This window comes from Acinetobacter sp. FY731 (assembly GCF_059515905.1).
This window is the reverse complement of record NZ_JCAKNB010000004.1, coordinates 381,403-406,093: the sequence shown is the minus strand read 5'-3', so window position 1 is coordinate 406,093 and position 24,691 is coordinate 381,403. Positions and strand designations below refer to the sequence as shown.

19 protein-coding genes are annotated in these 24,691 nt (G+C 34.5%); 14 read left to right on the top strand and 5 right to left on the bottom strand.

From position 1 onward, the window contains the following. Nucleotides 1-42: 42 nt before the first annotated feature. Together AC5YC8_RS08015 and AC5YC8_RS08010 are read left to right on the top strand one after the other, a co-directional pair. Nucleotides 43-198, top strand: a complete 156-nt coding sequence (locus AC5YC8_RS08015; protein WP_496164144.1) for a hypothetical protein — start codon at nucleotides 43-45, stop codon at nucleotides 196-198. 20 nt (nucleotides 199-218) lie between these two features. Then, entirely contained in the window at nucleotides 219-3,551 is a 3,333-nt protein-coding gene (locus tag AC5YC8_RS08010) for an autotransporter domain-containing protein (RefSeq protein ID WP_496164143.1), read from the top strand. A 137-nt stretch (nucleotides 3,552-3,688) separates the two neighbouring features. Here AC5YC8_RS08010 and AC5YC8_RS08005 read toward each other — a convergent pair whose 3' ends face one another. Beyond that, the gene (locus tag AC5YC8_RS08005) at nucleotides 3,689-5,149 is read right to left on the bottom strand and encodes a CYTH domain-containing protein (protein WP_496164142.1); all 1,461 of its coding nucleotides are present in this window, start codon (nucleotides 5,147-5,149) and stop codon (nucleotides 3,689-3,691) included. A gap of 229 nt (nucleotides 5,150-5,378) precedes the next feature. Between AC5YC8_RS08005 and AC5YC8_RS08000 the strand changes: the two genes are divergently transcribed. From AC5YC8_RS08000 to AC5YC8_RS07980, 5 genes are all read left to right on the top strand, one after another. Further along, on the top strand, nucleotides 5,379-5,762 hold the full coding sequence (locus tag AC5YC8_RS08000; RefSeq protein ID WP_496164141.1) for an Mpo1-like protein: 384 nt from the start codon (nucleotides 5,379-5,381) through the stop codon (nucleotides 5,760-5,762). A gap of 272 nt (nucleotides 5,763-6,034) precedes the next feature. Further along, nucleotides 6,035-6,658 carry a thiamine phosphate synthase gene (gene thiE, locus AC5YC8_RS07995; RefSeq protein WP_496164140.1) on the top strand — a complete coding sequence of 208 codons (624 nt, stop codon included), beginning with the start codon at nucleotides 6,035-6,037 and terminating at the stop codon, nucleotides 6,656-6,658. A gap of 34 nt (nucleotides 6,659-6,692) precedes the next feature. Then, on the top strand, nucleotides 6,693-7,997 hold the full coding sequence (gene hemL / locus AC5YC8_RS07990; protein ID WP_496164139.1) for a glutamate-1-semialdehyde 2,1-aminomutase: 1,305 nt from the start codon (nucleotides 6,693-6,695) through the stop codon (nucleotides 7,995-7,997). A gap of 86 nt (nucleotides 7,998-8,083) precedes the next feature. Beyond that, entirely contained in the window at nucleotides 8,084-8,494 is a 411-nt protein-coding gene (locus AC5YC8_RS07985) for a GlcG/HbpS family heme-binding protein (RefSeq protein WP_496164138.1), read from the top strand. 356 nt (nucleotides 8,495-8,850) lie between these two features. After that, nucleotides 8,851-9,546 carry a phosphopantetheine-binding protein gene (locus AC5YC8_RS07980; RefSeq protein WP_496164137.1) on the top strand — a complete coding sequence of 232 codons (696 nt, stop codon included), beginning with the start codon at nucleotides 8,851-8,853 and terminating at the stop codon, nucleotides 9,544-9,546. A 41-nt stretch (nucleotides 9,547-9,587) separates the two neighbouring features. Here AC5YC8_RS07980 and AC5YC8_RS07975 read toward each other — a convergent pair whose 3' ends face one another. Beyond that, nucleotides 9,588-10,286 (bottom strand): YidX family protein, encoded by a 699-nt coding sequence (locus tag AC5YC8_RS07975; RefSeq protein ID WP_496116838.1) that lies wholly within the window; start codon nucleotides 10,284-10,286, stop codon nucleotides 9,588-9,590. Nucleotides 10,287-10,515: 229 nt separating this feature from the next. Between AC5YC8_RS07975 and AC5YC8_RS07970 the strand changes: the two genes are divergently transcribed. Beyond that, nucleotides 10,516-11,160, top strand: a complete 645-nt coding sequence (locus AC5YC8_RS07970) for an RluA family pseudouridine synthase (RefSeq protein ID WP_496116839.1) — start codon at nucleotides 10,516-10,518, stop codon at nucleotides 11,158-11,160. A 152-nt stretch (nucleotides 11,161-11,312) separates the two neighbouring features. Next, entirely contained in the window at nucleotides 11,313-14,141 is a 2,829-nt protein-coding gene (gene rapA, locus AC5YC8_RS07965; RefSeq protein ID WP_496164136.1) for an RNA polymerase-associated protein RapA, read from the top strand. A gap of 202 nt (nucleotides 14,142-14,343) precedes the next feature. Here the strand turns inward: rapA and AC5YC8_RS07960 are convergent, their stop codons facing one another. Beyond that, a complete protein-coding gene (locus AC5YC8_RS07960) occupies nucleotides 14,344-15,573 on the bottom strand; it encodes a pyridoxal phosphate-dependent aminotransferase (protein WP_496116841.1) in 1,230 nt (409 codons plus the stop codon). Between the two features lie 221 nt (nucleotides 15,574-15,794). Between AC5YC8_RS07960 and AC5YC8_RS07955 the strand changes: the two genes are divergently transcribed. Continuing rightward, entirely contained in the window at nucleotides 15,795-15,977 is a 183-nt protein-coding gene (locus tag AC5YC8_RS07955) for a hypothetical protein (protein ID WP_496116842.1), read from the top strand. Nucleotides 15,978-16,019: 42 nt separating this feature from the next. Here AC5YC8_RS07955 and AC5YC8_RS07950 read toward each other — a convergent pair whose 3' ends face one another. Together AC5YC8_RS07950 and AC5YC8_RS07945 are read right to left on the bottom strand one after the other, a co-directional pair. Continuing rightward, a complete protein-coding gene (locus AC5YC8_RS07950) occupies nucleotides 16,020-17,450 on the bottom strand; it encodes a sensor domain-containing diguanylate cyclase (protein WP_496164135.1) in 1,431 nt (476 codons plus the stop codon). A gap of 199 nt (nucleotides 17,451-17,649) precedes the next feature. Then, the gene (locus AC5YC8_RS07945) at nucleotides 17,650-18,432 is read right to left on the bottom strand and encodes an A1S_2505 family phage non-structural protein (protein ID WP_496164134.1); all 783 of its coding nucleotides are present in this window, start codon (nucleotides 18,430-18,432) and stop codon (nucleotides 17,650-17,652) included. 221 nt (nucleotides 18,433-18,653) lie between these two features. Between AC5YC8_RS07945 and uvrB the strand changes: the two genes are divergently transcribed. The 4 genes from uvrB to AC5YC8_RS07925 all read left to right on the top strand — a co-directional run bounded on the left by uvrB (nucleotide 18,654) and on the right by AC5YC8_RS07925 (nucleotide 24,502). Then, on the top strand, nucleotides 18,654-20,681 hold the full coding sequence (gene uvrB / locus AC5YC8_RS07940; protein ID WP_496116845.1) for an excinuclease ABC subunit UvrB: 2,028 nt from the start codon (nucleotides 18,654-18,656) through the stop codon (nucleotides 20,679-20,681). Between the two features lie 94 nt (nucleotides 20,682-20,775). Beyond that, nucleotides 20,776-21,363, top strand: a complete 588-nt coding sequence (locus AC5YC8_RS07935) for a lipocalin family protein (RefSeq protein WP_496116846.1) — start codon at nucleotides 20,776-20,778, stop codon at nucleotides 21,361-21,363. 175 nt (nucleotides 21,364-21,538) lie between these two features. After that, complete coding sequence (gene rarD, locus AC5YC8_RS07930; protein WP_496164133.1) at nucleotides 21,539-22,477, top strand: EamA family transporter RarD; 939 nt, start codon at nucleotides 21,539-21,541, stop codon at nucleotides 22,475-22,477. Between the two features lie 252 nt (nucleotides 22,478-22,729). Next, nucleotides 22,730-24,502, top strand: a complete 1,773-nt coding sequence (locus tag AC5YC8_RS07925) for a hypothetical protein (protein ID WP_496116848.1) — start codon at nucleotides 22,730-22,732, stop codon at nucleotides 24,500-24,502. Nucleotides 24,503-24,691 lie beyond the last annotated feature (189 nt).

Genomic DNA, 24,691 nt, shown 5'->3' with positions numbered 1-24,691 from the left:
AATGTAAATACTAAATAATAAATCTATAAATGTAAGATTAATATGAAAAATATTAATAGAAATAATTTGCAGAAAGAAATTGGAGAAAATATTGTGATTGTTAAAGAGAGAAATAGATACCAAAATCAGAAAGACCAAATGAGTCAAAAACAAAAGGTGACTAATTCAACAGCACCAAAGCTTATTAAAAAAAAATAAGTTTAATCATTAGCTTATTTTTGGGAGGTGTTTTTAGTAATACTAGTTATGCTACAGCAACCCAAATGATGTATACAGGAAGCCAACCATTAACTCCGAGTGGGGAGCTTGATGGTAATTTTAATCTATTAATCGGTGATGCAACAGGTATGAAACTAGGGGTAGTTGTTGAGAGTAGTGGTGTACCCATTGCTTCAGATACTGAATTAACCGTTGATTATAGTACCGGATCAAATCCTAATTTTATTGTTGCAGGATATACAAATAATAATACAATTAATTTAAAAAGTGCAGAAGTTTTAGGCAATGTGTATGCTGGTCTTTCAATGAAAAGTGAAATAGTAGCTAACAGTTCGATAAGAAACTTTAAATTAGAAGGCGGTAATAATATTATTTCATTATCAAATGGTATTAAAGTTAATGGGGATGTTTATTCTGGATATATGGGGGCTAATGTAAATACATTTGGAGTGAATAATCCCTATTTAGCTCTAAACCAAACTAACTATTTGAGTCGTAATAATATTGATATAAATGGGAACTTAATTAAAATTCATAGTGAAAATGGAGGTGGAAATCTTAACTCTGGAGTTGGTGAGTTGAAGTTAAATACTGGAAATGCCACTTCTAAAACTATAGGGGTTTATTATTATGGAAATTCAAATTTAATAAATTCAATAAATAATAAAATTGAAATTGATGGGAGTTTAAATGATTTTGAAAATATTAATTCCGGTAGTTCTTTAGTGGATTTGACAATTGGAGATAGAATTCAGGTTGATTCTGAATTTCAAAACAGTAATTATGAAAGAACAACTTTATATTCTGATAATAATTTTTTAAAATCAAATTTAAATTCAATTAAAATTAATGGTAATAATAATAATTTTGATAATATTTCAACAGGCTTTTCTGGAGTTGAATTTAAGCTAGGGAAAACAATAAATTCATCAGTTGTTATGGAGAATTTTTCAGGTTTAGGTGTGGAAATAATTTCAGAAGAAAACACAGTTAACTTACTTGGGAATTCAAGTAATATTGAAAATATATTTGCAGGGAATAGTAAATTTAGCTTTATTTTTAATGGCGATCAATCTTTTATTTCTTTAAATACACAAGACAATAGTTCAACTGATCAAATAATAAAAATAAACTCAAGTGGAAACAAGGTAAATGTGGAGGGGAATGGTAATAATTTAAAAGATATTTATTCTGGTTATTCAGAATTTAATTTTAAAACAGATAAAATTACTACATTAAATAATAATTTTTCAAGCCCTAGTGCATTTTTATCTTTAATATTTGGCAATAACTTAATTTCCTCAAATAACAATGCTATAAATATAAAAGGTAATAATGCTATAGGGGATATGATTTCTGGATATGCTTCAATTAATCTTGATATTAATGATATTGTCGCTGGTACGTATTCAAACTTTGGTTCTATAAGATATGGAGATGCTTGGTTAATTGTTAATATTAATAATACTCAATTATCATCACATAATAATAAAATTAGTATTTTGGGGAAATCTGATATTAGTGGAAATATTGTTGCTGGATATACTAATTTTTATTTAAATCATGGAAGTATAATTGACGGTTATGGAAATGATACTGATGTACCATTGATATATATGAATGGTATTTTTTCACCAAAATTTGCATCGCGTATAAACCTTTTAGATATAAATGGAACTAAGGCATTTGCTAATAACAATACCATTACGATTGACGGGGAGCATACCTTTATACAAGCTGATATTCAAAATCTAGCATTCCCTAAAGACCTTACTAAAAAAATTATAGGAGGGTATGGTTCTATTTATGGTGGTTATTTAAACTATAATAAAGATCAAGACTATTTTCTTGCTGATTCATTAGGTAATTCAACAAATATTAAAGCTTTTATACGTCCAGAAACCTATGATGTTTTTACGGGAAATACCTTAAATTATAATAATAGAATGCCTATTATATTAAATGAACTCGGGAACTTCCAAAACTATAATTTTATTATTGATTCAGTTCTTGATGATCCCAATACACCATTTATTACAGCTAATAAGATTGTATTAGGAAGTGATACATCTAACATGAGTAATGCTTCCTCTAATAAGCTTAACTCCAATATTTCTGTCAAAGAAATCACAGGTAATAAAGAAATCGTAAATAACACATATTATGTGCTTATGAGAGCAACAAATGATCGTGAAGGATATGGCTTCACTAATGAAAATCATCTGATTGAAACTGTTGCACAACAAGGACTTTCTCGTGTTTATGACGTAGATACTTTTGTATATATTAAGGGGGCTAATCCCAATTTGGATGCAGCTATGCCTAATCATGTGCAGAACTATGATGTTGTTGCACGGATTGAAGGGAGTGCAGGAGATATTGGTGTTGAAACAAATCCACAATTAGATGCCTTACTGTTAGGTAATTTATCAGGATTAATGTTGCTAACACGAAATGGTGATTTATTATCAGATAATTTATTTAATGCCATTTCAGAACAAAATTATCAACGTGGTTTAACTCCATTCATTATCACGTCAGGGAATCACACCAAATATGACACAGGTTCTAATTCTCATATTACTTCTGATGGTGGATTAACTACAATCGGTGTAAGTTGGCAAGATGAAAAGCTTACGCTAGGTGCATTTTCTGAAAATGGTTGGGATAGCTATACCACATTTAATGGCTTTACAGATGTTACGAATGTTTCAGGTAAGGGACATAACCGTTTTAATGGTTTTGGTTTATATGGTCATTATGACTTTATGAATGGTTGGTATGCAGAGGCGACATTAAGAGGTGGGCGCTTACATACAGCATTTGAAACAGATGACCTTAAGAATGTAGAGACTGATGAAAAAGCAGCATATAAAATGAGTACAAATTACTATGGTGCTAACTTAGAAGGTGGTTATTCGATCACGTTTGATCCTAAAAATACGGTTAATTTGAAAGCGAAATACCTGTGGGCACAAACGGATAGCCAAAATTTAACAGTTGCGAGTGAGCAAATACATTTTAATAAACTAGACTCACATCGTGTTCAATTTCATGTTGAGAACATGAATAAACTCACACCTGAACTTACTTTCATTTCTAGCTTAGGTTATGAACATGAATTCACAGGTAAAGCCCAAGGTCATGCTTCAAGTTATGGGTTCTTTGAAATGGATGATCAAAGTGTTAAAGGTGGCACAGGAATATCTACCCTAGGTTTACGCTATATTCCAAGCCAATATAAAAACTTAACTATTGATATGAAAGCAACAGGTTATATTGGAAAACGGGAAGGTGGTATGGGAATGCTGAAAGTAGATTATGTATTTTAATATCAAGTGATGATAGCAATAGATAAGGAGTTTAAAGACTCCTTATCTATTATGGATTTAAAATAAAATCTCTTATACGAAATATAAATTTGTAAAAAAAGAGAGGCAGTTAGCCTCGCTTTTTTGTTTATTGAAGCTTATTTCAAGAATTTTCGGCTCACCATAAATTGCTCGGTTGCTTCAAGTAAACGCTCTGCATACACTTCTTGTTTTGCAGTTAACCAACCTAAAACAAACCAATCGCTCGCTTCCAATTCCGTTTGCTGAATATATAAAGCAGAAGAGGAAAGAACTAAATATTCACGCGCTGCAAGTTGAGCATCATTTAAAGCTTTGCTGTATTTTTGCAAATTTTTAACATCATAAATGTTGGTTAAAATTGGGAAGCTAAATTTAAGCTCACTAATATGCGTTGCGAGCAAATCTAAACTTTCAAAATTGCTAATGTCTGCGGCAGTTAAACTTTCCTGCAAAATTTTATATTGATGTTGTAGGGTATTTTGTGCAAAAGCTTTTAAATCTTGCTTTTGATGAAGATCACTTTCATCTAAGCCAAAGGTTAAAAGCTCCAAAAAATGATGAACATTTTGAGTCGACTTAACTAAATTATTCAACTTTTCTTGAGCATAAAGAATATCTTTTTCTAAGTTTGAAGATGTATTGGGGTTTTGTAAGAATGTGCCCAAAGTCTCTTGCATATGTTGTAGATGCTGTAAATTTTCAAATTGTTGTTTAAATGCATTCAACTGATTTGTCCATTTATTTGAAAGAGAAGGACTCCAATCTTTGAAAATATGCAAACTTAAATATAAATGATCTAAAGCGGTTTGAGCTTGCTCAATATGCGCTTTTTCTGCAAGACCAGCCGATATCGCTGCAATATTGGGTAATAAATGCTGAAGCTGCTGAGAAATTAATAAACGTAAATTTTTATCTGCATTATCTTTTTTACTTAATACAAAGTCTTTTGCATTTTGTGCAGAACTGACATTTTGTTGTTGTGCCAATAAGTTGCCAATTTCAGCTTTACTACGTACATCTAACCAAAGTTGATACTTTTTAACCCACTCAAAACTAAAGGCAAGTAAACTTTTAATAGAACCTTCTTTAAGTTCAAATTCCACTTCATGAACAGGTGTTTCAGTATGTTCAGAACGAATTGTACCAATATCTAAACTTACCTCAATTGTGGCATCTTCAAAAGGAATTAAGCGGAAAGTACGTTCAATATCTGTTTCAAATTGAAGTTTGAGCGCATTAAAATTTTGTCCTAAAGCATTTTTTAAAATTTGAGTTGCTTCAGCATCATCTTTATAAATGTCGAGGTTTAATTCAGGAGCTTGTTCCGACTCACCCAAATCAACATTATGTTCAAAGCGCTGAATATGGCTTTTACTTGCTGCTTTTAGGGTTTGAATCCAGCGAGTACCTTCTAAACGCAGGCGAAGTGCAGCATGGTTTTGTGCAAGCAGACGATCTTCTGTATCAAAGTATTTTGCTTTTAGCTGAATGGTTTCTGACTTTTTAGGATCTAAAGCTTTAAGTAAGGCATTGCGTCTTGATTCATGAATTTGAAATTTTAATTCAACTTCGATCATAAGTTTTATCCTAGTTTTAAATCTCAGTAATTGAGATCAGTCAGTTCATGTGAATATGCGTTATTAAAGTTATGTATAGCGCGAAAAATAGTCTTGTATAAGTTTAGCTTTTGATTGTAGCGAAAATCTATTTTCATGTAAGACTTGACGAATCTAGATTAGGACGAAGTGGCTTTAATTTAGGCAAAAAATGGTTTAACGTGTTTAAAAAAATATCAGGAAGATATGTATGAACATTAAAATGGATCAAAACTTTAATGTAGATATTCAACCCGAATATAAGTTGCCTATTAAAAACTATCACGAATTTTATCGTTTTTATCTTACAGAACATCGAAATATAGTGAGCCGTCGTTTACACATCTTTGGTAGTAGCTTAGGTTTATATTTTTTTGTTAAAGCAATAAAACAACGCAAAGTGAAATACGTTGTATATGGTTTGGTATCAGGTTATACCTGTGCTTGGATTGGTCATTTTGTGTTTGAAAAAAATAAACCTGCAAGTTTTAAACAGCCCATTTATAGCTTTATTTCAGATTGGAAAATGTTTTCGGACGTCTTACGTGGTCATTTAAGTTTAAAAGATAGGAGCTTTGATAAAATAAAAAAGTAAGCCAAAGTATTAAAAATAGTACATTTGGTGAAAATATTCTCATGATTAATATAAAAAATATAATAAAAGCTCTATTTTTTTTCAGAAATAGGGTAGAGTGATCAAACATGAAATGAGTTTGATGTAAAAAATTCAGTTTCCAAACCTAGAGCGACCTTCTCTAGGTTTTTTTTATGGAAAAAATATTTCATTTTTATTTTAAAGCTTTAAAAACAGATTTCTTCTGCTGTCCTATGAGATAATTGAATAAAGTAAGAATTTGAGCAGTTGTTATGCGCGGTTTATATTTAATTACCAATGATGATCCAATTGAGCTTTTATTGGCAAAGCTAGAAGGTGCAATGGCGACCTATGAAGTCGCTGTATTGCAATATCGTCGTAAAAATGTGGTGGATCCAGAAGCTAAAGCTTATGAAATTGGCTATATGAAGCATTTATGCGATCAATATAAAGTACCTTTTGTAATTAATGATGATTTAGATGCAGCGGTTGAATATGGCGTAGGTGTGCATTTAGGTCAGGATGATGGCTCAATTATCGATGCTGTTGCACGGTTACCGAAAAATGTATTGATTGGTCGTAGTTGTAATAATTCTCTTGAATTGGCAGAGCAAGCGATTGCAGATGGCGCGAACTATGTTGCATTTGGTGCTATTTATGCCACAGATACGAAACCTGAAGCAGGTAATATTGGTCTTGAAACATTAAAACAAGCAAAAGCGAAGTTGAATGTGCCAATTTGTGCAATTGGTGGTTTAACCGTAGAAAATGGTAAAGAAGTGATTGAAGCAGGTGCTGATCTGTGTGCTGTAATTAGTGACGTTTTAGGTCGCTCAATGTCTACAGTGGGTCAACGTGTGTATGATTGGTCAGAACTATTTTCTGAACAAGCTTAATTTTTTTATTTATTTTTTGAGTTGAGTGATTTTCATGAGTTTATCTCCAAAGCAAGAACAATTGTTTAAACAAGCAAGCAAACATATTCCAGGTGGTGTGAATTCACCAGTACGTGCATTTAACGGTGTAGGTGGAACGCCTGTATTCATCGAAAAAGCACAAGGTGCTTATTTGTATGATGTTGATGGTAAACGTTATGTAGACTACGTTGGCTCATGGGGTCCAATGATTTTGGGTCATGCACATCCTGAAATTATTAAAGCTGTTCAAAATGCTGCGGTAGATGGTTTAAGTTTTGGTGCACCAACGGTTCACGAAACAACTTTAGCTGACATTATTTGTGAAATCATGCCATCAATTGAGTTAGTTCGTATGACTAACTCAGGTACTGAGGCAACCATGACCGCAATTCGTCTTGCACGTGGTTATACAGGTCGTGACAAGATTGTGAAGTTTGAAGGTTGTTATCATGGTCACTCAGACTCATTGTTGGTAAAAGCAGGTTCAGGTCTTTTAACAAGTGGTGAAGGTGAAGCAACATCTGCGGGTGTTCCTGCAGATTTTGCAAAACATACACTAACGCTGCCATACAACGACATAGCAACACTTAAAGAATGTTTTGCTAAATTTGGTTCTGAAATTGCAGGTGTGATTGTTGAACCTGTTGCAGGTAATATGAACCTTGTAAAACCAATTGATGGTTTCTTACAAGCTATTCGTGATGTTTGTGATGAGCATGGTTCAGTATTCATTATTGATGAAGTGATGACTGGTTTCCGTGTTGGTCTAGGTGGTGCACAAGCACATTATGGCGTAACACCAGATTTAACGACTTTAGGTAAAATTATTGGTGCTGGCTTACCCGTCGGTGCATTTGGTGGTAAACGTGAAGTAATGGAATGCATCGCACCTCTTGGTAAAGTTTATCAAGCGGGTACATTGTCAGGTAATCCACTTGCTATGCGAGCAGGTATTGAGATGTTTAAACATCTACGTGCTGAAGGTTTTTATGAAAAACTAACTATACAGCTTGAAAAGCTTTTAAAAGGCTTACAAGCTGCAGCCGATGAAGCAGGTGTGCCATTTAAAACTCAACAAGTGGGTGGTATGTTTGGTTTGTATTTTACAGACCAGCAAGACATTACAAGTTTCGATTCAATGTTGAAATGTGATGTAGATGCTTTCCGTAAATTTTTCCATGGTATGTTGTCACGCGGTGTAAACCTTGCACCATCTGCGTTTGAAGCAGGCTTTATTTCTGCTGCCCACTCTGATGAAGATATTGAATTTACAATTCAAGCGGCTAAAGAAGTTTTTGCAGAATTAAACAGCAAATAAGTTTAATCTTGGTTAATATAAAAGCTCGCAGTAAATGTACTGCGGGCTTTTTTTGAATGAAATTTAGAATAAATTAAGGACATTTTATGAAAACTACACATTATTTAACTTTAGCTGATGCAGAATTCTTATTAAATCAAGCACAAGAATATGCTGTTGAGCATTCATTTAATGTCAGTATTGCTATTGTAGATGCAACAGGTGGTGTGTTGGCTATGAAACGTATGGACGGTGCTGCGCCAATTAGTGCAACAATTTGCCAAGAAAAAGCGAAATGTTCAGCGGTTAGTCATAAGCCATCAAAAGTATTTGAAGAGATGATTAAAAATGGTCGTGGTGGTTTTCTTTCAGTTTCTAACTTTGTTGGGTTGCTAGAAGGCGGTTTACCAATTGTTTATGAGGGGCAAGTTGTAGGTGCTGTAGGTGTATCTGGTGTTCAAGCATTTCAAGATGCAGAAATTGCTCAATATGCAATTGATAAGTTTTTAGCTCAATAGTATTTAGATAAAAGCTCTAAAGAGAGTGTGGATATAATCTACACTTTCTTTTAATATGAAAATTATATTTTTATCATTACTAACAGATAAAATTGTAAATAGTTCGAATAAAATGAAGATTGAAAACCATTGTTCAGAAGGTGGATTTATTATTAAGTACCATACTAGGCTTGGTTGATGATTTTTCAAACTTAGGGTTCTCTTAATAAAAAATCTCGATTTTTAGTCATATTTAAGTGCTGATATAAAATGCGTAAGTAAGAGGTTTGAATTATTATCACTATAGTTGAATTTTTTATTATTTAATTTTTGGATTATTCATATAATTAAACTCACCATCTAAAACTTATTGTTCAATGTTCTATCCACTCCCAAAGAAAATTCAACTACAAGTAAGCCAAGCCAAATGGACACTTTCATCTACAGATAGTGTTTTACTTATTCTAGATCTAGATGAATTACAGCAACAACAAGATTTTCAAAACTCACAATTAAATCAAAATTTAGGCGTTTTACTTAAAAAAGCCAAAACTCTAGATATTCCTGTTGTGTCTTTAAGTGCAAATGAGCTTATGCAGGGGATGATCCTTTTAGGAGAGCAGCTGAGTTTAAGAAAACAACTTATTGTTATTGGTAAAATTACAGCCCAAGGCAAGCAATTGCTAGAGTATTTAAATTCAGTTACTGAATATATTTGCGTGATTAATGATGCGATTTTACTTACGAATATTGATCAGCATATTCAATGGATTGATAGTATTTCAACGCAAAAATACCATCATACCAATACATATTCGTTATTACGGTTGTGGACTTTAAGTGCGCCCAAAGAATTTATTCTTTCAACGAAAGGTATTTTATTGGCTGTTGCGGAAGCTTTAGATCTTGATGCTTTGGAAATAGATCCGACTATAGATTTAAAAAGTTATGGTTTAGATTCAGTTGCTATAGTGAGTTTGGTTGGATTGTGGCGAGCCAATGGTGCCAATATTAAATATGAAGATTTACGGGAAGCTTCTTTACAACAATTAATTGAGAGGCTAGTTCATTGAAAGTTAGGGCATATCGATCAAGATAAGCCCTAAGAGGTTAGTTAGTCAAAAATTTTATAAACTGCCTGAAAAGGTAGCGTGACGACATCAAATGCAACAGCAAAAGGGAAAAGTACCAGTTTTCCAGCTGCGCTACTTCCTGCATTTGAGTAGTCAACCTTCTGCTTTTGTGTATATATTTTTACGCTGTAAGGTTTACTTAACGGTTTAAATGCATTGAGATTATTGGCAACAGGATATACAAGACCTTCTAAATCAATATTAAAACAAAAACGTTGAGCTTTAATCTTTTCATCACTATAAGAAGTACAGTCTCTAGCATTATTTTGTAAGTAAAATTCACGATCAGACTTTGATACATCCTCGGCAAGCATGACATATGAAAGTGATAAGTTTCCATTAAAACGACCATCATTGTCTTTTGAGTAAAAATCTAATTTATCCGTAATGGTAATGCGTTTAGGATCGAGTTTAGAAATGATCTTAACAAATTCGGGTCCACCTTTTGTGAGGACATAGCTATTTTTTTGTCCCATGATTACAAGACTATTTAACGGTAATTGAGGGATAGGTGATGATGGTTGACCAAATGCAACAACATAATCTGAGACTAATGTTTCTTGAACGTTAGTCGTGCGAATTCCGTCGTCCTTATCCATTAAAGTAGCAGTGGCACAGCCAGTTAATAAAGTTAAACTAATGGATGCAAGTGTTGCTAAAAATATATTTAATTTTTTCATAACTCATATTTCTTGTATTTTTTAAGGGGTCTTTTATAGCATCAAAAAAATATTTTTTAACAGAAATCTGATATGTGGTAGGTAAGGAGTGAAATAAAATGTATAAATTGAAAATTTTATTAAGTTAAATCGGAAATTTCGTCGGTTATTAACGCTTTGAACATTGTATTTTAAACTCAAGATTCTTATCATTGCTCGCTTGTTTTCGTGATCAGATTGGAATAGCAACTTGAGTAATTTTCTAAGCGAACACCTAATTCATCGTGATGAAGATTTCATGGTCATTCACAAACCAGAAGGAATACTCACTGTTCCGGGGAAAACAGCAGATTTACAAGATTGTGTGATCAATCGTTTATTAGATGTAGAGCCTAAAACTTTACTGATCCATCGTTTGGATCGGGATACATCGGGTATTTTAGTTTTTGGTTTGTCTAAGTTTGGTCAGAACCGTATTTCTCGTCAATTTCAAGAAAGACAAACGTCAAAAACATATCAAGCTGTAGTGGCGGGTCATTTGAAAGGTGAAGGAACGGTTGATGTTCCTGTTATTTATGATCCATCTCGTCCACCACTTCATATTGCTGAACCATCTCATAATAAGCCTGCACTCACACATTGGCAGGCGATAGAGCATTTCCAAATTCAAGGACAAGATGTAACTCGCGTGGCACTTACGCCTATTACAGGTCGTTCTCATCAACTCCGTGTACATATGCAATATTTGGGTCATCCAATTATTGGCGATACTTTATATGCGACACCAGAACAGCAAAAGCTTTCTGAGCGCTTATGTTTACATGCGGAAAAATTAAGCTTTCACCATCCAAAGACAGAACAGCCCGTTGAGTTTTATTGCGCTGTTCCGTTTTAAGACGAAAGTGTTTCAAGAGATTTAATTTAGCTCACTTTTTAGTGAGCTTTATGTCAAAATATATTGCTTAAAGGTGTGGTTTTTTGGTCAAATACTAGTCAATAGTATTAAATTAAAAACACATCCTAACTTCTAGATAAAGGTGGAAAAAATTGCAGCAGTTTGCTATTGGTCAACGTTGGCTTTCAGACACAGAAACAGAACTTGGTTTAGGGGTTCTCATTGATGTAGATGAGCGATCGGTCAGCATTTTATTCCCCAAAAGTGATGAAACTCGTGTCTATGCACGTAGCAATGCGCCTTTATCTCGTATTATCTTCAATCCTAAAGATGAATTAATGGATCAAGAAGGTACAATGTGGATCGTTGAGTCGAATGAAGATCGTAACGGTGTCATTCGTTATAACGTGATTCGTACACTTGAAGATGGTACAGAAGAGCGTAAATCTTTAAATGAAACGCGCATTGGTGCAAGCATTCAATTGTCTAAGCCTTTAGAGCGTTTGCTTGCAAGTCAAATTGATTATAAAGAATGGTACGATTTACGTATTGAATCTATGTTGATGCAAGCGAATATGAAATCGAGCCCATTGCGTGGCATGATTGGTTCGCGCGTAGGCTTAATTCCGCATCAACTTTATATTGCACATGAAGTTGGTCAGCGTTTTGCGCCACGTGTTTTATTAGCCGATGAAGTAGGTTTGGGTAAAACGATTGAAGCAGGTTTGATTATTCATCAACAGCTTAAAACAGGGCGTTCTGAACGTATCCTCATTTTAGTACCAGATTCACTACAATATCAGTGGATGATTGAAATGCGTCGTCGTTTCAATCTTCAATTCTCGTTGTTTGATTTGACGCGTACGGCATCTATTAAAGAACACGATCCAGATTTAAACCCATTCTTGACAGAGCAATGTATCATCGCAAGTGTCGATTTAATGATTGACCACGATGATTTACGTGAACTAGCAATGGAAGCAGGTTTTGATCTGATTGTTGTCGATGAAGCTCACCACTTAATGTGGAATGAGGAAGATGGCGGTAATGACCGTTATGACCTTGTTGAAGAGTTTGCACAACAAACTGCTGGTGTATTGTTATTGACAGCAACACCAGAACAACTGGGTGTGGAAAGTCATTTTGCACGTTTACGTTTGCTCGACCCACAACGCTTTAGTTCACTTGATCGTTTCTTGGATGAAGAAGAGCAATATCAACAAACTGCAAAAATTGCAGAAGTATTGATGTCAGATCTACCTTTAGAAGAAAGTCATTTGGTCGCTTTAGATACATTGTTAGGTCGCCGTATTGAAGATAATCCTGAACAGCGTTTCCGTGCAATTCATGAGTTATTAGACCGTCACGGTACAGGTCGTATCTTATTCCGTAATACACGTGAAGCAATTCAAGGCTTCCCTGGTCGTGATTGTCAACCAGCGCCATTACCAGCACCAGAAACTTGGTCTAAAGATGGTAAATTACGCGAGCAAATGTGGCCTGAAGAAGCGCAACTTGATGGCGCATGGATGGAAACAGACCCACGTGTAACATGGTTAATGGAAATGTTACGTACGCAATTGAAGCACAAAAAAGTGTTACTTATTGCACGTAGCGGCCCTGTGGTTGAAGCGTTAGAAAATGCACTTCGTATTCATGCGGGTATTCGTACCGCAATGTTCCATGAAGGCATGAGCTTACTTGAGCGTGACCAAGCTGCGGCTTATTTTGCTGAAGATTCTTACGGTGCTCAGATTTTACTATGTTCAGAAATTGGTTCTGAGGGTCGTAACTTCCAGTTTGCATCTGATCTAGTCTTATTCGATTTACCTGCAAACCCAGACGTACTTGAGCAACGTATCGGTCGTTTAGACCGTATTGGTCAAGAAAACCGTATTCAAATTCATGTGCCGTATTTGGAAGGTACAGCGCAAGAGCGCATGTTCCGTTGGTATAACGAAGGTCTAAATATCTTCAGTAATATTTCGCCAACTGCGCAAACTTTACAAGAAAACTTTATTGTAGATTTGAAAGACTGCTTGCTTGCAGATTTAGGTCAACAGTTTGAAGACTTGCTTCAAGGTGTCATTGTTCAACGTGAAGCGTTAGAAGCAGAATTGCAAAATGGTCGTGACCGTTTATTAGAATATAATTCATGTCGTCCTGTGGTTGCTCAAGAGATTGTGCAAGCACTTGAAGATTATGATGACAATACAACTTTGCCAATGTTTATGAAGCGCTTTATGGCTTCTACAAATATTGATTTTGATGAGCAAAGTAATGGTACGGTTATCATTAAACCAACAGATCAAATGCAAGTTCAAGGTTTGACACTTGATGAAGAAGGTATGACAGCTACGTTCTACCGTGATCAAGCGCAAATTCGCGAAGATGCTCAGTACTTAACTTTAGAACACCCATTTACTGAAAGTGTAATGGAAATGATTAATACACAAGGCTTTGGTAGTACCAACGTGTCTGTGTTGAAATCTGCTGCATTACCGCAAGGTTCTGTATTATTAGAAGTTTGGTTCAAAGTTGATGTTGTTGCACCAAAAGCATTGAACTTGCCTGCAAGCTTGCCACAACAATTAGTACGTGTGTTATTGAGTGAAAAAGGTCAGGATTTATCGCAGAAAATTGCGCCTGATATTTTAAAACCTTATTTACATCACTTAGATGGTAATAGCTGCCGTCAAGTTGTAAAAGCGCGTCGTGATATTATTGAAGCACGCTATTCACAAGCTTTAGATCTTGCTAAAGGTGTGTTGCCACAATTTAAAGAGCAAGCAAAAGAAGTATATGGTGGTAAATGGCAGTATGAAATTGACCGTTTAACTTACTTAAAGCAGTTCAACCCAAGTATTCGTGAAGATGAAATCTTACGTTTACAAAAGTTCCAAAAAGAAGGTTTAAGCCTGTTAGATGGTTTAGCTGTAACACCTGAAGCGATTCGTGTAATGGTTGTTGTAAAACCATAAGATGACATAATAAAAAAGCACCTTAGGGTGCTTTTTTATTTCACTTATTTTAAGAAGTAGTATTAGTCATTAAAATTATAGAAATAAACAGACTAGAGCAGAGTCGTTAAGATGTTATTTATGTACATTTAATTCATTTTATTTATGAAATAAAAAACCCGCAATAAATGCGGGTTTTTTAAAATTTGATGATTAAATCAAATTATTTTTTCTCAGCGGCAATAGAAGCAATTGCAGCATCTACGCCTTCAATTGAATCAGCAGCTTTTTTGATACGTGCAAGTGCATCAACAAGTACTTCATCAGCAGTTGCATAAGAAATACGCATGAAACCGCCTAAACCAAATGCATCGCCAGGAACTACAGCAACGCCAGTTTCTTCCAATAACCATTCAGAGAATTCTGTGCAAGATTTTAAACCTTTAGCACGAATTAATGGGCGGATATTTGCGTATGCATAGAATGCACCATCAGCAGGAAGGCAAGAAATACCGTTAATTGCATTTAAGCCATTCACAACTAAGTCGTGACGACGTTTGAATGCTTCAATCATTGGCTCAAGAACATCTTGAGGACCATTCAATGCAGCTTCAGCAGCAACTTGTGAAATAGAAGTTGGGTTTGAAGTAGATTGAGATTGGATTTTTTTCATTGCACCAATAAGTTTAGCAGGACCCGCTGCATAGCCAATACGCCAGCCAGTCATTGCATACGCTTTTGATACGCCGTTAAGTACGATTGTGCGATCGTAAAGGTCAGGTGCAACAGTTGCGATGTTGTAGAATTCATCATCCCAACGGATTGGTTCGTACATATCGTCAGATGCGATATACACTTCTGGATATTTACGAAGAACTTCAGCTAAAGCTTCTAATTCAGCTTTAGTGTAGATCATGCCTGTAGGGTTAGATGGGCTGTTTAATACCACTAAACGAGTTTTGTCAGTGATTGCAGCTTCTAATTGTTCAGGAGTAATTTTGAAACGTTGTTCTTCACCACATTTCACGATTACAGGAGTACCTTCTGCAATAATCACCATATCAGGGTAGCTTACCCAGAATGGAGCAGGGATAATAACTTCATCACCTTTGTTTAACAAAGCTAAAGCCAAGTTAAAGAATGATTGTTTACCACCACAAGAAACCAAAATTTGGTTTGCAGCATAGTCTAGGTTATTGTCACGTTTAAACTTAGCAATAATTGCTTTTTTAAGACCTGGCGTACCGTCAACAGCCGTGTATTTTGTGAAACCATTATTGATTGCTGCAATTGCTGCATCTTTGATGTGTTGTGGTGTATCGAAATCCGGTTCACCAGCACCTAAACCAATAACGTTTTTGCCTGCAGCTTTTAATTCAGCAGCTTTATTGGTAACAGCAAGTGTAGGGGACGGTTTGATGGCATTTACACGATCAGAGAGACGTACGTCCACGGCAGTATTCCTTCTTATGGGGTTTAAAAAATAAAAAGCATATTATCTTATCCTAAAAACTCACCATTAGGCGTAGATAATCTATACAAAATAATAAAAAAATTGAAAAAATGATAAAACTCATTCATTTGTATGTAACGAAGTATGGCATTTACTTGCAAAGGGTCGCACTACTTTTAAAAATTCCGTACAATATGTGCAGTTATAATTGAGTGAATCTAATGAGCACCCAAAATACTCCCAAGAAAAGTCCCAAAGTAGCACTTCCTTTTCCTATAAAGAATGCTAATGATGCTAGAGGCGCAGATGAGGAAGTGGAAGGCTTACGTCCAAAACCACAACCTTATGCTGATCGTACTTGGATGCCACCTCGTGGTACGCGTCGTTCGATGGGTAAACGCTAATAAAAAAGGTGCTATTAAGCACCTTTTTTATGTCTATTCTTTTTAAGAAAGAGAGGAGTAGTATTCTCTCTTTTTAGAGTACATAGATTTATCTGCACGTCGAATCATATTTTCCATGCGTTCATTGGGCTGGGATGTTGCAGTACCAATGGCAAAATCAATTTTATGTTCAGAGTAGAATTGATTGTCGATGGCAATAAGTTGGAATAAGGTATCTACACAAGACTGAAGTGCAGTTTCATCGGCACCTGGTAGTAAAATAACAAACTCATCGCCACCAATACGAGAAGCACTATAAAGCGTGTTTTGAATAAGCTGAGTTAATATGTTCCCTGTGCGGCGTAGTAACTCATCGCCTTCATCGTGACCACGCTCATCATTAACCTCTTTTAAGCCATTCATATCGATAAAAATACATGAAACAGGGCGTAATGAACTACGGTCTAATCGATTGAGTTCGGCACTAAAAAATGAGCGATTATATAGCTTGGTGAGCACATCATGCTTTCCTAGATATTCTAAATAATTTTCGGCTTTTTTGCGTGCAGTAATGTCTGTGAGCGCAAGTTGTACCATACTCCAATCATTCTCGAAGCCAGGAAATACGGTAAATTGCAGTAATATATGACGAATGCTGCCATCTAAAGCATAGTTAGTCGCTTCACATTGATGATGAAGATTACCATTCCATAATTCAATGAGTTGATGTCGGAATGTTTGCAACGTCTCTTTACCAAATACCGTGTAAATATTTTGGAATAAGTGATCTTTTGAATTTGCACCAAATAAACTTAGTGTTGCTTGATTGACATCAATAATATTGATTTCACGCATACATTCAGTAATAAAGTCATTGTGAACATCAAGAAATGTGACAAAGTCATCGATGCCAAGAGCGCGTAAATGATCAAGGCGCATTTTAATTCGACTAAAATCTTCAACCCAAAGTGAGGTCGGTGAATAGTTGAAGCGAGCTTCTGCAATTGAGCGACTACGAGCTTCTAAACGACAAGCATCTTGATACGAAGTAATGTTTTCTGAGCTGAGTAAAATGAGAGATAAATCATCTTCATGGCCTGGTAATACCGTACCTCTTAAATGAATATCTAAACGCTGTCCAGTTAATGAGTAATTGATCGCCGTATTGGAAAAACTTTTTTCATTATTCCATAAAGCAAGTAATTCTTGTATGTGCGTTTCAGCCATGTCATTTCTAAAGATTTGACTTAAGTTGTCGCGTAAATGATCAATATTCTTTGCTTTAAATAATGCTAAAGTTTCACGGTTAACTTTAATAATTTTAATTAAGCTAGCGCAATGCAGAACTCGAGAAAGATCTTCTCTTAAAAAATGTTCTAAGTCTGTAATACCGTCTTTTTTCCAGCGGTCGAATTGATTTTTAACTTCGCTAAAATCTTCGAGCCAAAAGGGAATGGGTGATAAATCAAAAATTGAAGAATCAATAATCTCCATTTGAGTAATACCTAACTTTTTTATGTGTTTTAATGTGTGAAATATATCACTAAAAAATAAAAATAAACAAACGAATAATGATGTAAGTATTATGAAATTTCTATAATTTTTGAAATCTTAATCGGTTTAATAAACTTTATAATGTCAAAAACATTATAAAGTTCGATTAAATATTTTGAGGCAATAAAAACAACAAAGTTTATTTTTTGGCTTTATGCTCAGGTTTTGGGGCAGGAATATCACGACTACCATTCCATACATCAATAAAATCTGATTCATTAATGTTGTAAAGTTCAAGTATTGCTAAAATAGTGCCACCTAAAATAAAACGTGATTCGTTAAGCATGGGAAATTGAATAGCCTTAACACTTAGGTTATGTAAAATATCTTCAATTTCGAAGGTGCGGTCACGACCATTACTGTCATTTGGATATATTTCTGTATTAATAATAATTTTGGCTAAGCTAGTTTCATTATCGGTTAAATTGAGTTGTGCTAGTGAGTGCTCATTTTCTTGAGCATTATAAATATGGTCTGAATTAAAAAGTTCATGCAAAAATTTTTGGGTTAGTTTTGGAAGCGATTTTTCTACAAAAGGACGAAAAGAGGTAGGGAAAATTACATTATGACTAATCCCTTTAAACATCGGGGCAATTTCTTCTACTTTATAACCTGCAATACCACAGCCAATAGAGGTTACAAAATATTTATTTTTAGGGTGGTTTTTTGTATAGATTTTAAAGTCATCAATATAGTGTTGAATTTGAGATAAAGGCATTTGTTGTAAATGTTCATTCATAGTGGGAATGGCAAAACTTTGACCTGACCATCCACGTCCAACACCGTTTAAAGCACCAAAATACTCTAAAGCTGTTCTGGCTGCACCTGCACTATGTTCACCCGCCATGTTGCTTCCAAAGACAAAAGTCGTATCTTCAGCTAAATTTTTTACAATGCTTTCATCGTGATATTGGTAAGTCATGGCACGCTACGGTATCTAGATTCTTCACTTTATGTTGCCTTTGAATAGGTAAGGGGTCAAGCAAAACTTAGTCAAAAAATAAGTCTTTTAATAGAATAAAAATAAATCAATTTAGTTCTATTGTGTAAAGGAAATACACGAAAAAAATGAGGATTATTTATTGCTGAGAGTGTGAATCTGCTAGAATCTTTGATCTAAAAATATATCGAGTGAAAGATACTGTGAGTGACCATCAACCTTTCGAATTAGTAACTAACTATGCGCCTGCTGGGGATCAACCGCAAGCAATTGAAAAGCTAGTCCGTGGTGTTGAACAAGGCATGCACGATCAACTTTTATTGGGTGTTACAGGGTCTGGTAAAACCTATACTATGGCAAATGTCATTGCTCAAACGCAAAGACCAACTATTGTCATGGCACATAACAAAACATTAGCGGCACAGCTTTACGGAGAGTTTAAAGCTTTTTTCCCACATAATGCTGTTGAATATTTCGTAAGTTATTACGACTATTATCAGCCTGAAGCTTATGTACCATCTTCAGATACCTTTATTGAGAAAGATTCTTCGATTAATGATCATATCGATCAAATGCGTTTGTCGGCAACGCGTTCATTATTAGAACGTCGTGATGCCATTATTATTGCTTCTGTTTCTGCTATTTATGGCTTGGGTGATCCAAATGCGTATATGAGCATGTTGCTTCATGTGGTGCAGGGTGATTTTATTAATCGAGATGACATTATTCGTCGCTTGGTTGAAATGCAATACTCAAGAAATGAACTTGAATTTTTACGTGGTACTTATCGCATACGTGGGGAGATTATCGATATTTTCCCAGCAGAATCTGAGCAACATGCTATTCGAATTGAGCTATTTGATGATGAAGTTGATTCGATTCGTTGGTTCGACCCAATTACAGGGAAAATGGTAAAAAAAGTTCCACGTGTTACGATTTATCCAAAGAGTCACTATGTAACGCCTAAAGATAATTTAGAACGTGCAATAGGAACCATAAAAGAAGAATTAAAAGAGCGTTTAGTGTTTTTTCGTGAGAATGACAAATTACTCGAAGCTCAGCGTATTGAACAACGTACTCGTTACGACTTAGAAATGATGCAGCAATTGGGTTATACCAATGGTATTGAAAACTACTCACGTCATTTGTCGGGCAGACCTGCGGGCGAAGCACCACCGACTTTGTTTGATTATATCCCCGATGATGCCTTACTTATTATTGATGAGTCTCACGTGACTGTTCCTCAAATTGGTGCGATGTATAAAGGTGACCGTTCACGTAAAGAAAACTTAGTAAATTACGGTTTCCGTTTACCAAGCGCATTGGATAACCGTCCTATGCAATTTGAAGAGTGGGAGCGAATTGTTCCTTCTACTATTTATGTGAGTGCCACGCCAGCACGTTATGAATTAGAAAAATCTCAGCAGATTGTTGAACAAGTTGTTCGACCGACGGGACTAATTGATCCTGAAATTGAAATTCGTCCTGTATTAACGCAGGTAGATGATGTTCTTTCGGAAATTAATCTTCGTACGGCATTAAATGAACGTGTTTTGGTGACAACGTTGACCAAGCGGATGGCGGAAGATTTAACATCTTATTTAAAAGAATATGGTGTAAAAGTCGCTTATTTACATTCAGATATCGATACGGTTGAGCGTGTTAAAATTATTCACGATTTACGTATGGGCGTACATGACGTTTTAATTGGTATTAACTTGCTGCGTGAAGGCTTAGATATGCCAGAAGTATCTTTGGTTGCTATTTTAGATGCGGACAAAGAAGGTTTCTTGCGTTCAGAAAGATCGCTTATTCAAACTATTGGTCGTGCTGCGCGTAATTTAAAAGGTAAAGCAATTTTATATGCAGATCGGATAACCGATTCTATGCAAAAAGCGATTGATGAAACAGATCGACGTCGTACCAAGCAAATTGAGTTCAATAAAGAACATGGTATTACACCACGTAGTGCAGTTCGCCAAGTGATTAAAGAAATTGATACAGGTGAAGTGTTAAATGATGATCAAATCGAAAGCCAAATTGCAGAACAGGATAAAGCAATTTCAGCAGATGAGCGTTATTTAATGTCGGATCCGAAACTGTTTGCAAAACACCTTGCAAAACTTGAAAAGGAAATGCTTAAAGCATCGAAAGAGTTGCAATTTGAACAAGCTGCTCGCTTACGTGATGAGATATTACGTTTAAAAGCTCAAATGGTACAGTTGAGTTAAATAGTTGAAATATTTATTACATTTTTCAACATTTAAAATTTGAAAAATAAGATATTTTAAAACCACGTATTTAAATTTAACCAAAGGTGTATTTATGGCAAGAGGTATTCCTAAAGCGAGTTATAAACTGGCGAAAATTGCACTTGGTGGAGTGGTTTTAGTCGGATTGGGTATGGCAACAATGGCCTATGCACAATCAAAACCATTAAATACTGTAGAGAAGGTTGAGTTAGATAAATACCTTGGTGTTTGGTATGAAGTTGCTCGAAAACCTTTATCTTTTCAGAAGATGTGTGCACGTGATATTTCTGCTAGATACACATTAAATGAAAATGGAAATATTGTTGTAGATAATCGTTGTTATGATCAAGAAGGGCAATTAAACAAATCTTTAGGTGAAGCTTATGTACAAAATGCTCCTTTTAATTCTAAATTAAAAGTCAGTTTTTTACCTGAAGCAATTCGTTGGTTACCTGTTGGGCGTGGTGACTATTGGATTCTTAAAATAGATACAGATTATGAAACAGTACTAGTCGGTGAGCCGAGTCGTAAATATATGTGGGTGCTTTCTAGACATACTGAAATAAAACCTGAAGTATTGAATGAATATTTAGAATACGCAAAGTCTGTGGGTTATGACTTATCGGATTTAATTAAAACACCGCATACAATTAAAGATTAAGCTTAACCAGTCAATTTAAATATAAAAAGCCATGTTTTGACATGGCTTTTTTATTATCTGTTTTCATTATTTGAAAATTATTTTTTGACTCTATTGAAGACTTAAAATAATGAAATAGATATACTGATGGGTAAAATATTTTTAGAACATTATATTCAGTAAATAGGGGTTTTGGATGTACAAAGGCGTTTTCTTGTCGGTTTTGGCATCGATCACTTTTGGTGTACTGTATTTTTATACAGAATTTCTAAAACCTCTGAATAGTGAAGAAACATTTGCATGGAGAATGCTTTCCACAATTCCATTTTTAACGTTATTAATGTGGTGGATGGGCGATTTAAAACTTATTTCTGATATTTTAAAACGCGTTATAAAACAACCTATATTGATTCTTTGGTTAATTTTAAGTTCTATCTTATGTACATCCCAATTGTGGTTGTTTTTATGGGGTCCGATTAACGGACGTGGTTTACAGGTTTCGTTAGGTTATTTTCTTTTACCTTTGGTAATGGTGCTTATAGGATGTTTACTTTACAAAGAGAAATTAAGTAAGTGGCAAATAGCCGCCATTATTCTTGCTGTTTTAGGTGTGGGGCATGAGATTTGGCGTATAGGTTCGGTGGCTTGGGAAACTGCGTATGTCGCATTGGCTTATCCATTATATTTCTTTTTACGCCGTGTATTTAAAACTGATAATTTAGGCGGTTTTTGGTGGGATTTAGCTTTGATCTTACCGCTTTCAGTTTATTTAGCATTTGTTTATAGCGATACTATTTCTATTATTGCTGCTTTCCCGTATTTGATTTTAGCTGTTATTGGTTTAGGTTTTTTAAGTGCATTGGGTTTAGGAAGTTATATTTTAGCAAGTCGTTATTTGCCCTTTGTGATCTTTGGTTTATTGAGTTATTTAGAGCCCGTACTTTTAGCATTCGCTTCAATATTATTGGGGGAGCGTGTTCATGCTGCGGAATTACTCACCTATATTCCAATTTGGGTTGCTGTTTTATTACTAGTAGTAGAAGGGGGTTTACATTTGATTAAGCAAAAGAAAAAACAAGATGAGTTAAAAATGAATGCCAATAATTTAGAAAAACGTCTTGGTCATGATGAGTAAGTAGATTTAGTTGGTTTAAATTTATCGATATAAGGTAGAAATAAATTAGTAAATCAAATTAGAATGCGCTGAAGATTTTTGTAACTAAATATCTTAGAGTGAATATATTTGCTCGAAAATTGCTTATATTTTGCAGGTGTTTTATCTTTGTTTAGATTTTTATTTTTTGAAAATATAAACATAAGCGACTTATACGCTATGATTTAGAAAAATTATATTTGAACGATTGATTTGTAAATTAAGGGGCTTGGTGTGCAGTCAAATGCTATTCCATACGAAATTCGTGCAAAATTATTGCAGCTAGAGCCAAGTTTAGAGACTGATTGGCATCTTATAATATTGGAAGTACTGCAAGATGCAGACCCTGAACTTTGTGATGATATTAATGAACAAATTCTAAAACCTAAAGAAATTCATTGGAATCGTTTAGCGAATACATTTGAATATAAAGCAAATACAAGTTTAGCTATTTTAAGACATCGTTTAACTCATCCTAAAATGGGGGAGTTTGCTAAAACGCTGAGTGATTCATTAGAAGATTTAAAAGAGTTAAGTGAAAGTTTAGAAATTGCTGATTATTTAGAAAATGCGATTGAACAAATTAATCAAATACAGGTTGAAGAAGATTTTGTGCTTCAACGTGAGAAAATTTTAATTCACCGTACTTTTTTATTAAATGCAGCAAAAATTATTAAAAAAATTAAAATAGACGAACTTCAAGGTTTAAGAAATTTAACCGAAAATGAAATTAAATGTTTCATTGTTGAAGTTTATATTAAGCAACAATTGCTCGATTATTGGTATAAGCCCTTATTAAAAAAAGACTCTAAGCTTAATAAATTAGCGATTTTTAAGTATCTGGTTTTACGTGAGCAAAAAGTTCGCCATTTTCATATTGTTAAAACATCATCGCTGATTTATTTGGTGGCGCCTGTGATGCATGTTGAAAATAATCCCTATTCTATTCGTCGTTTTTTAATTGAAGAACAAGGCGCACTTCCAGATCAAATTTTCTTAAATGTTATTGTGCTTGATTTATCGAAAGTTGAAGAGATTCAATATATTGAAAGTTTGAAAAGTTTAATCAAGCGTATGGTAACAATTCAAAGCCAAATTCATTTGGATGTTATTGATGTGGTTCACCAGCTTGAAGAAGTGTATGAGGAAAAGTTAATTCCTTTGCTGATTGAGCCTGTTCAGTTTGTGGCAAAAAATGCAGATGTTGTTGCTAAAATGCATTTAAAGAAATTTGAAAATGTTTTAACAGGTGAGTTTTTTGCCTTGATGCATGTGGCGGCAAAGAAGCATTTATCACATATAGAAGAGTTTGATTATTTATATTTAAATGCACATAGATTGCTTTCAGAATTATTAGCATATTACCGTGAATTTAAAGCACAGCCATCATTGGTTTTTAACCAATACGTACAAATGTTTGAATATAAATTATTTGCTTATGTAAAACTGCTAGAAAAGCGCAAGCAAGAATGCTTTGTTCCACTGAATGATAATGATTGGAATTTTATGCATGAACGCTCAATGCAGCCTATTCGTGCTTTGCAATCTACAATTAGTCAGAACCTTGTAGATTATCGCGAGCTTCGAATGTTTATTAATAAAGTGAAACGTGAGCAGACGACAAAATCGACTTCACTGATTAAGCGTATGATGAAGTCAGATCAATCGGAAAACGATTTACTTGATGCACAAAAGTCAGCTATAGAATTAAAGCGTAAACTTTTTATGAATATTATTGAAATTCCTCGTTTGTATCCAAGCGCGAGCGTGTTTATAGAATTTGAAAGTATGCATAATTTTACAGATAAGCAGCGTCATTATGCTTTTCCATGTGGTGATAATGGTTTGACACGGTTACCTGTTTTATTGGGAGTTCCTGATACTTATACAGAGTTTGATGTAGAAGAATTTAACGCGCTCATTCAATATGATTTAAATTTTTCTGCATCTTCAAGAGCTGAAAAAATTGATTTAGATGATCATTCACCTATCTCATACAACACATAGAAGTATAAATTGTATGTAATTTCAACATTTAAAAATAAGCCTATATAAACCGCTAAATATCAGATTTTGCGGTTTTATTTTTGAAATCATAAAAATAATTACAACTATTTCATTATTTTATAGTGAATATACAAGAAAATAGTACAGTCTTATTCAGCTTTTGATACAAAGTTGCCGCTAATTCCATTA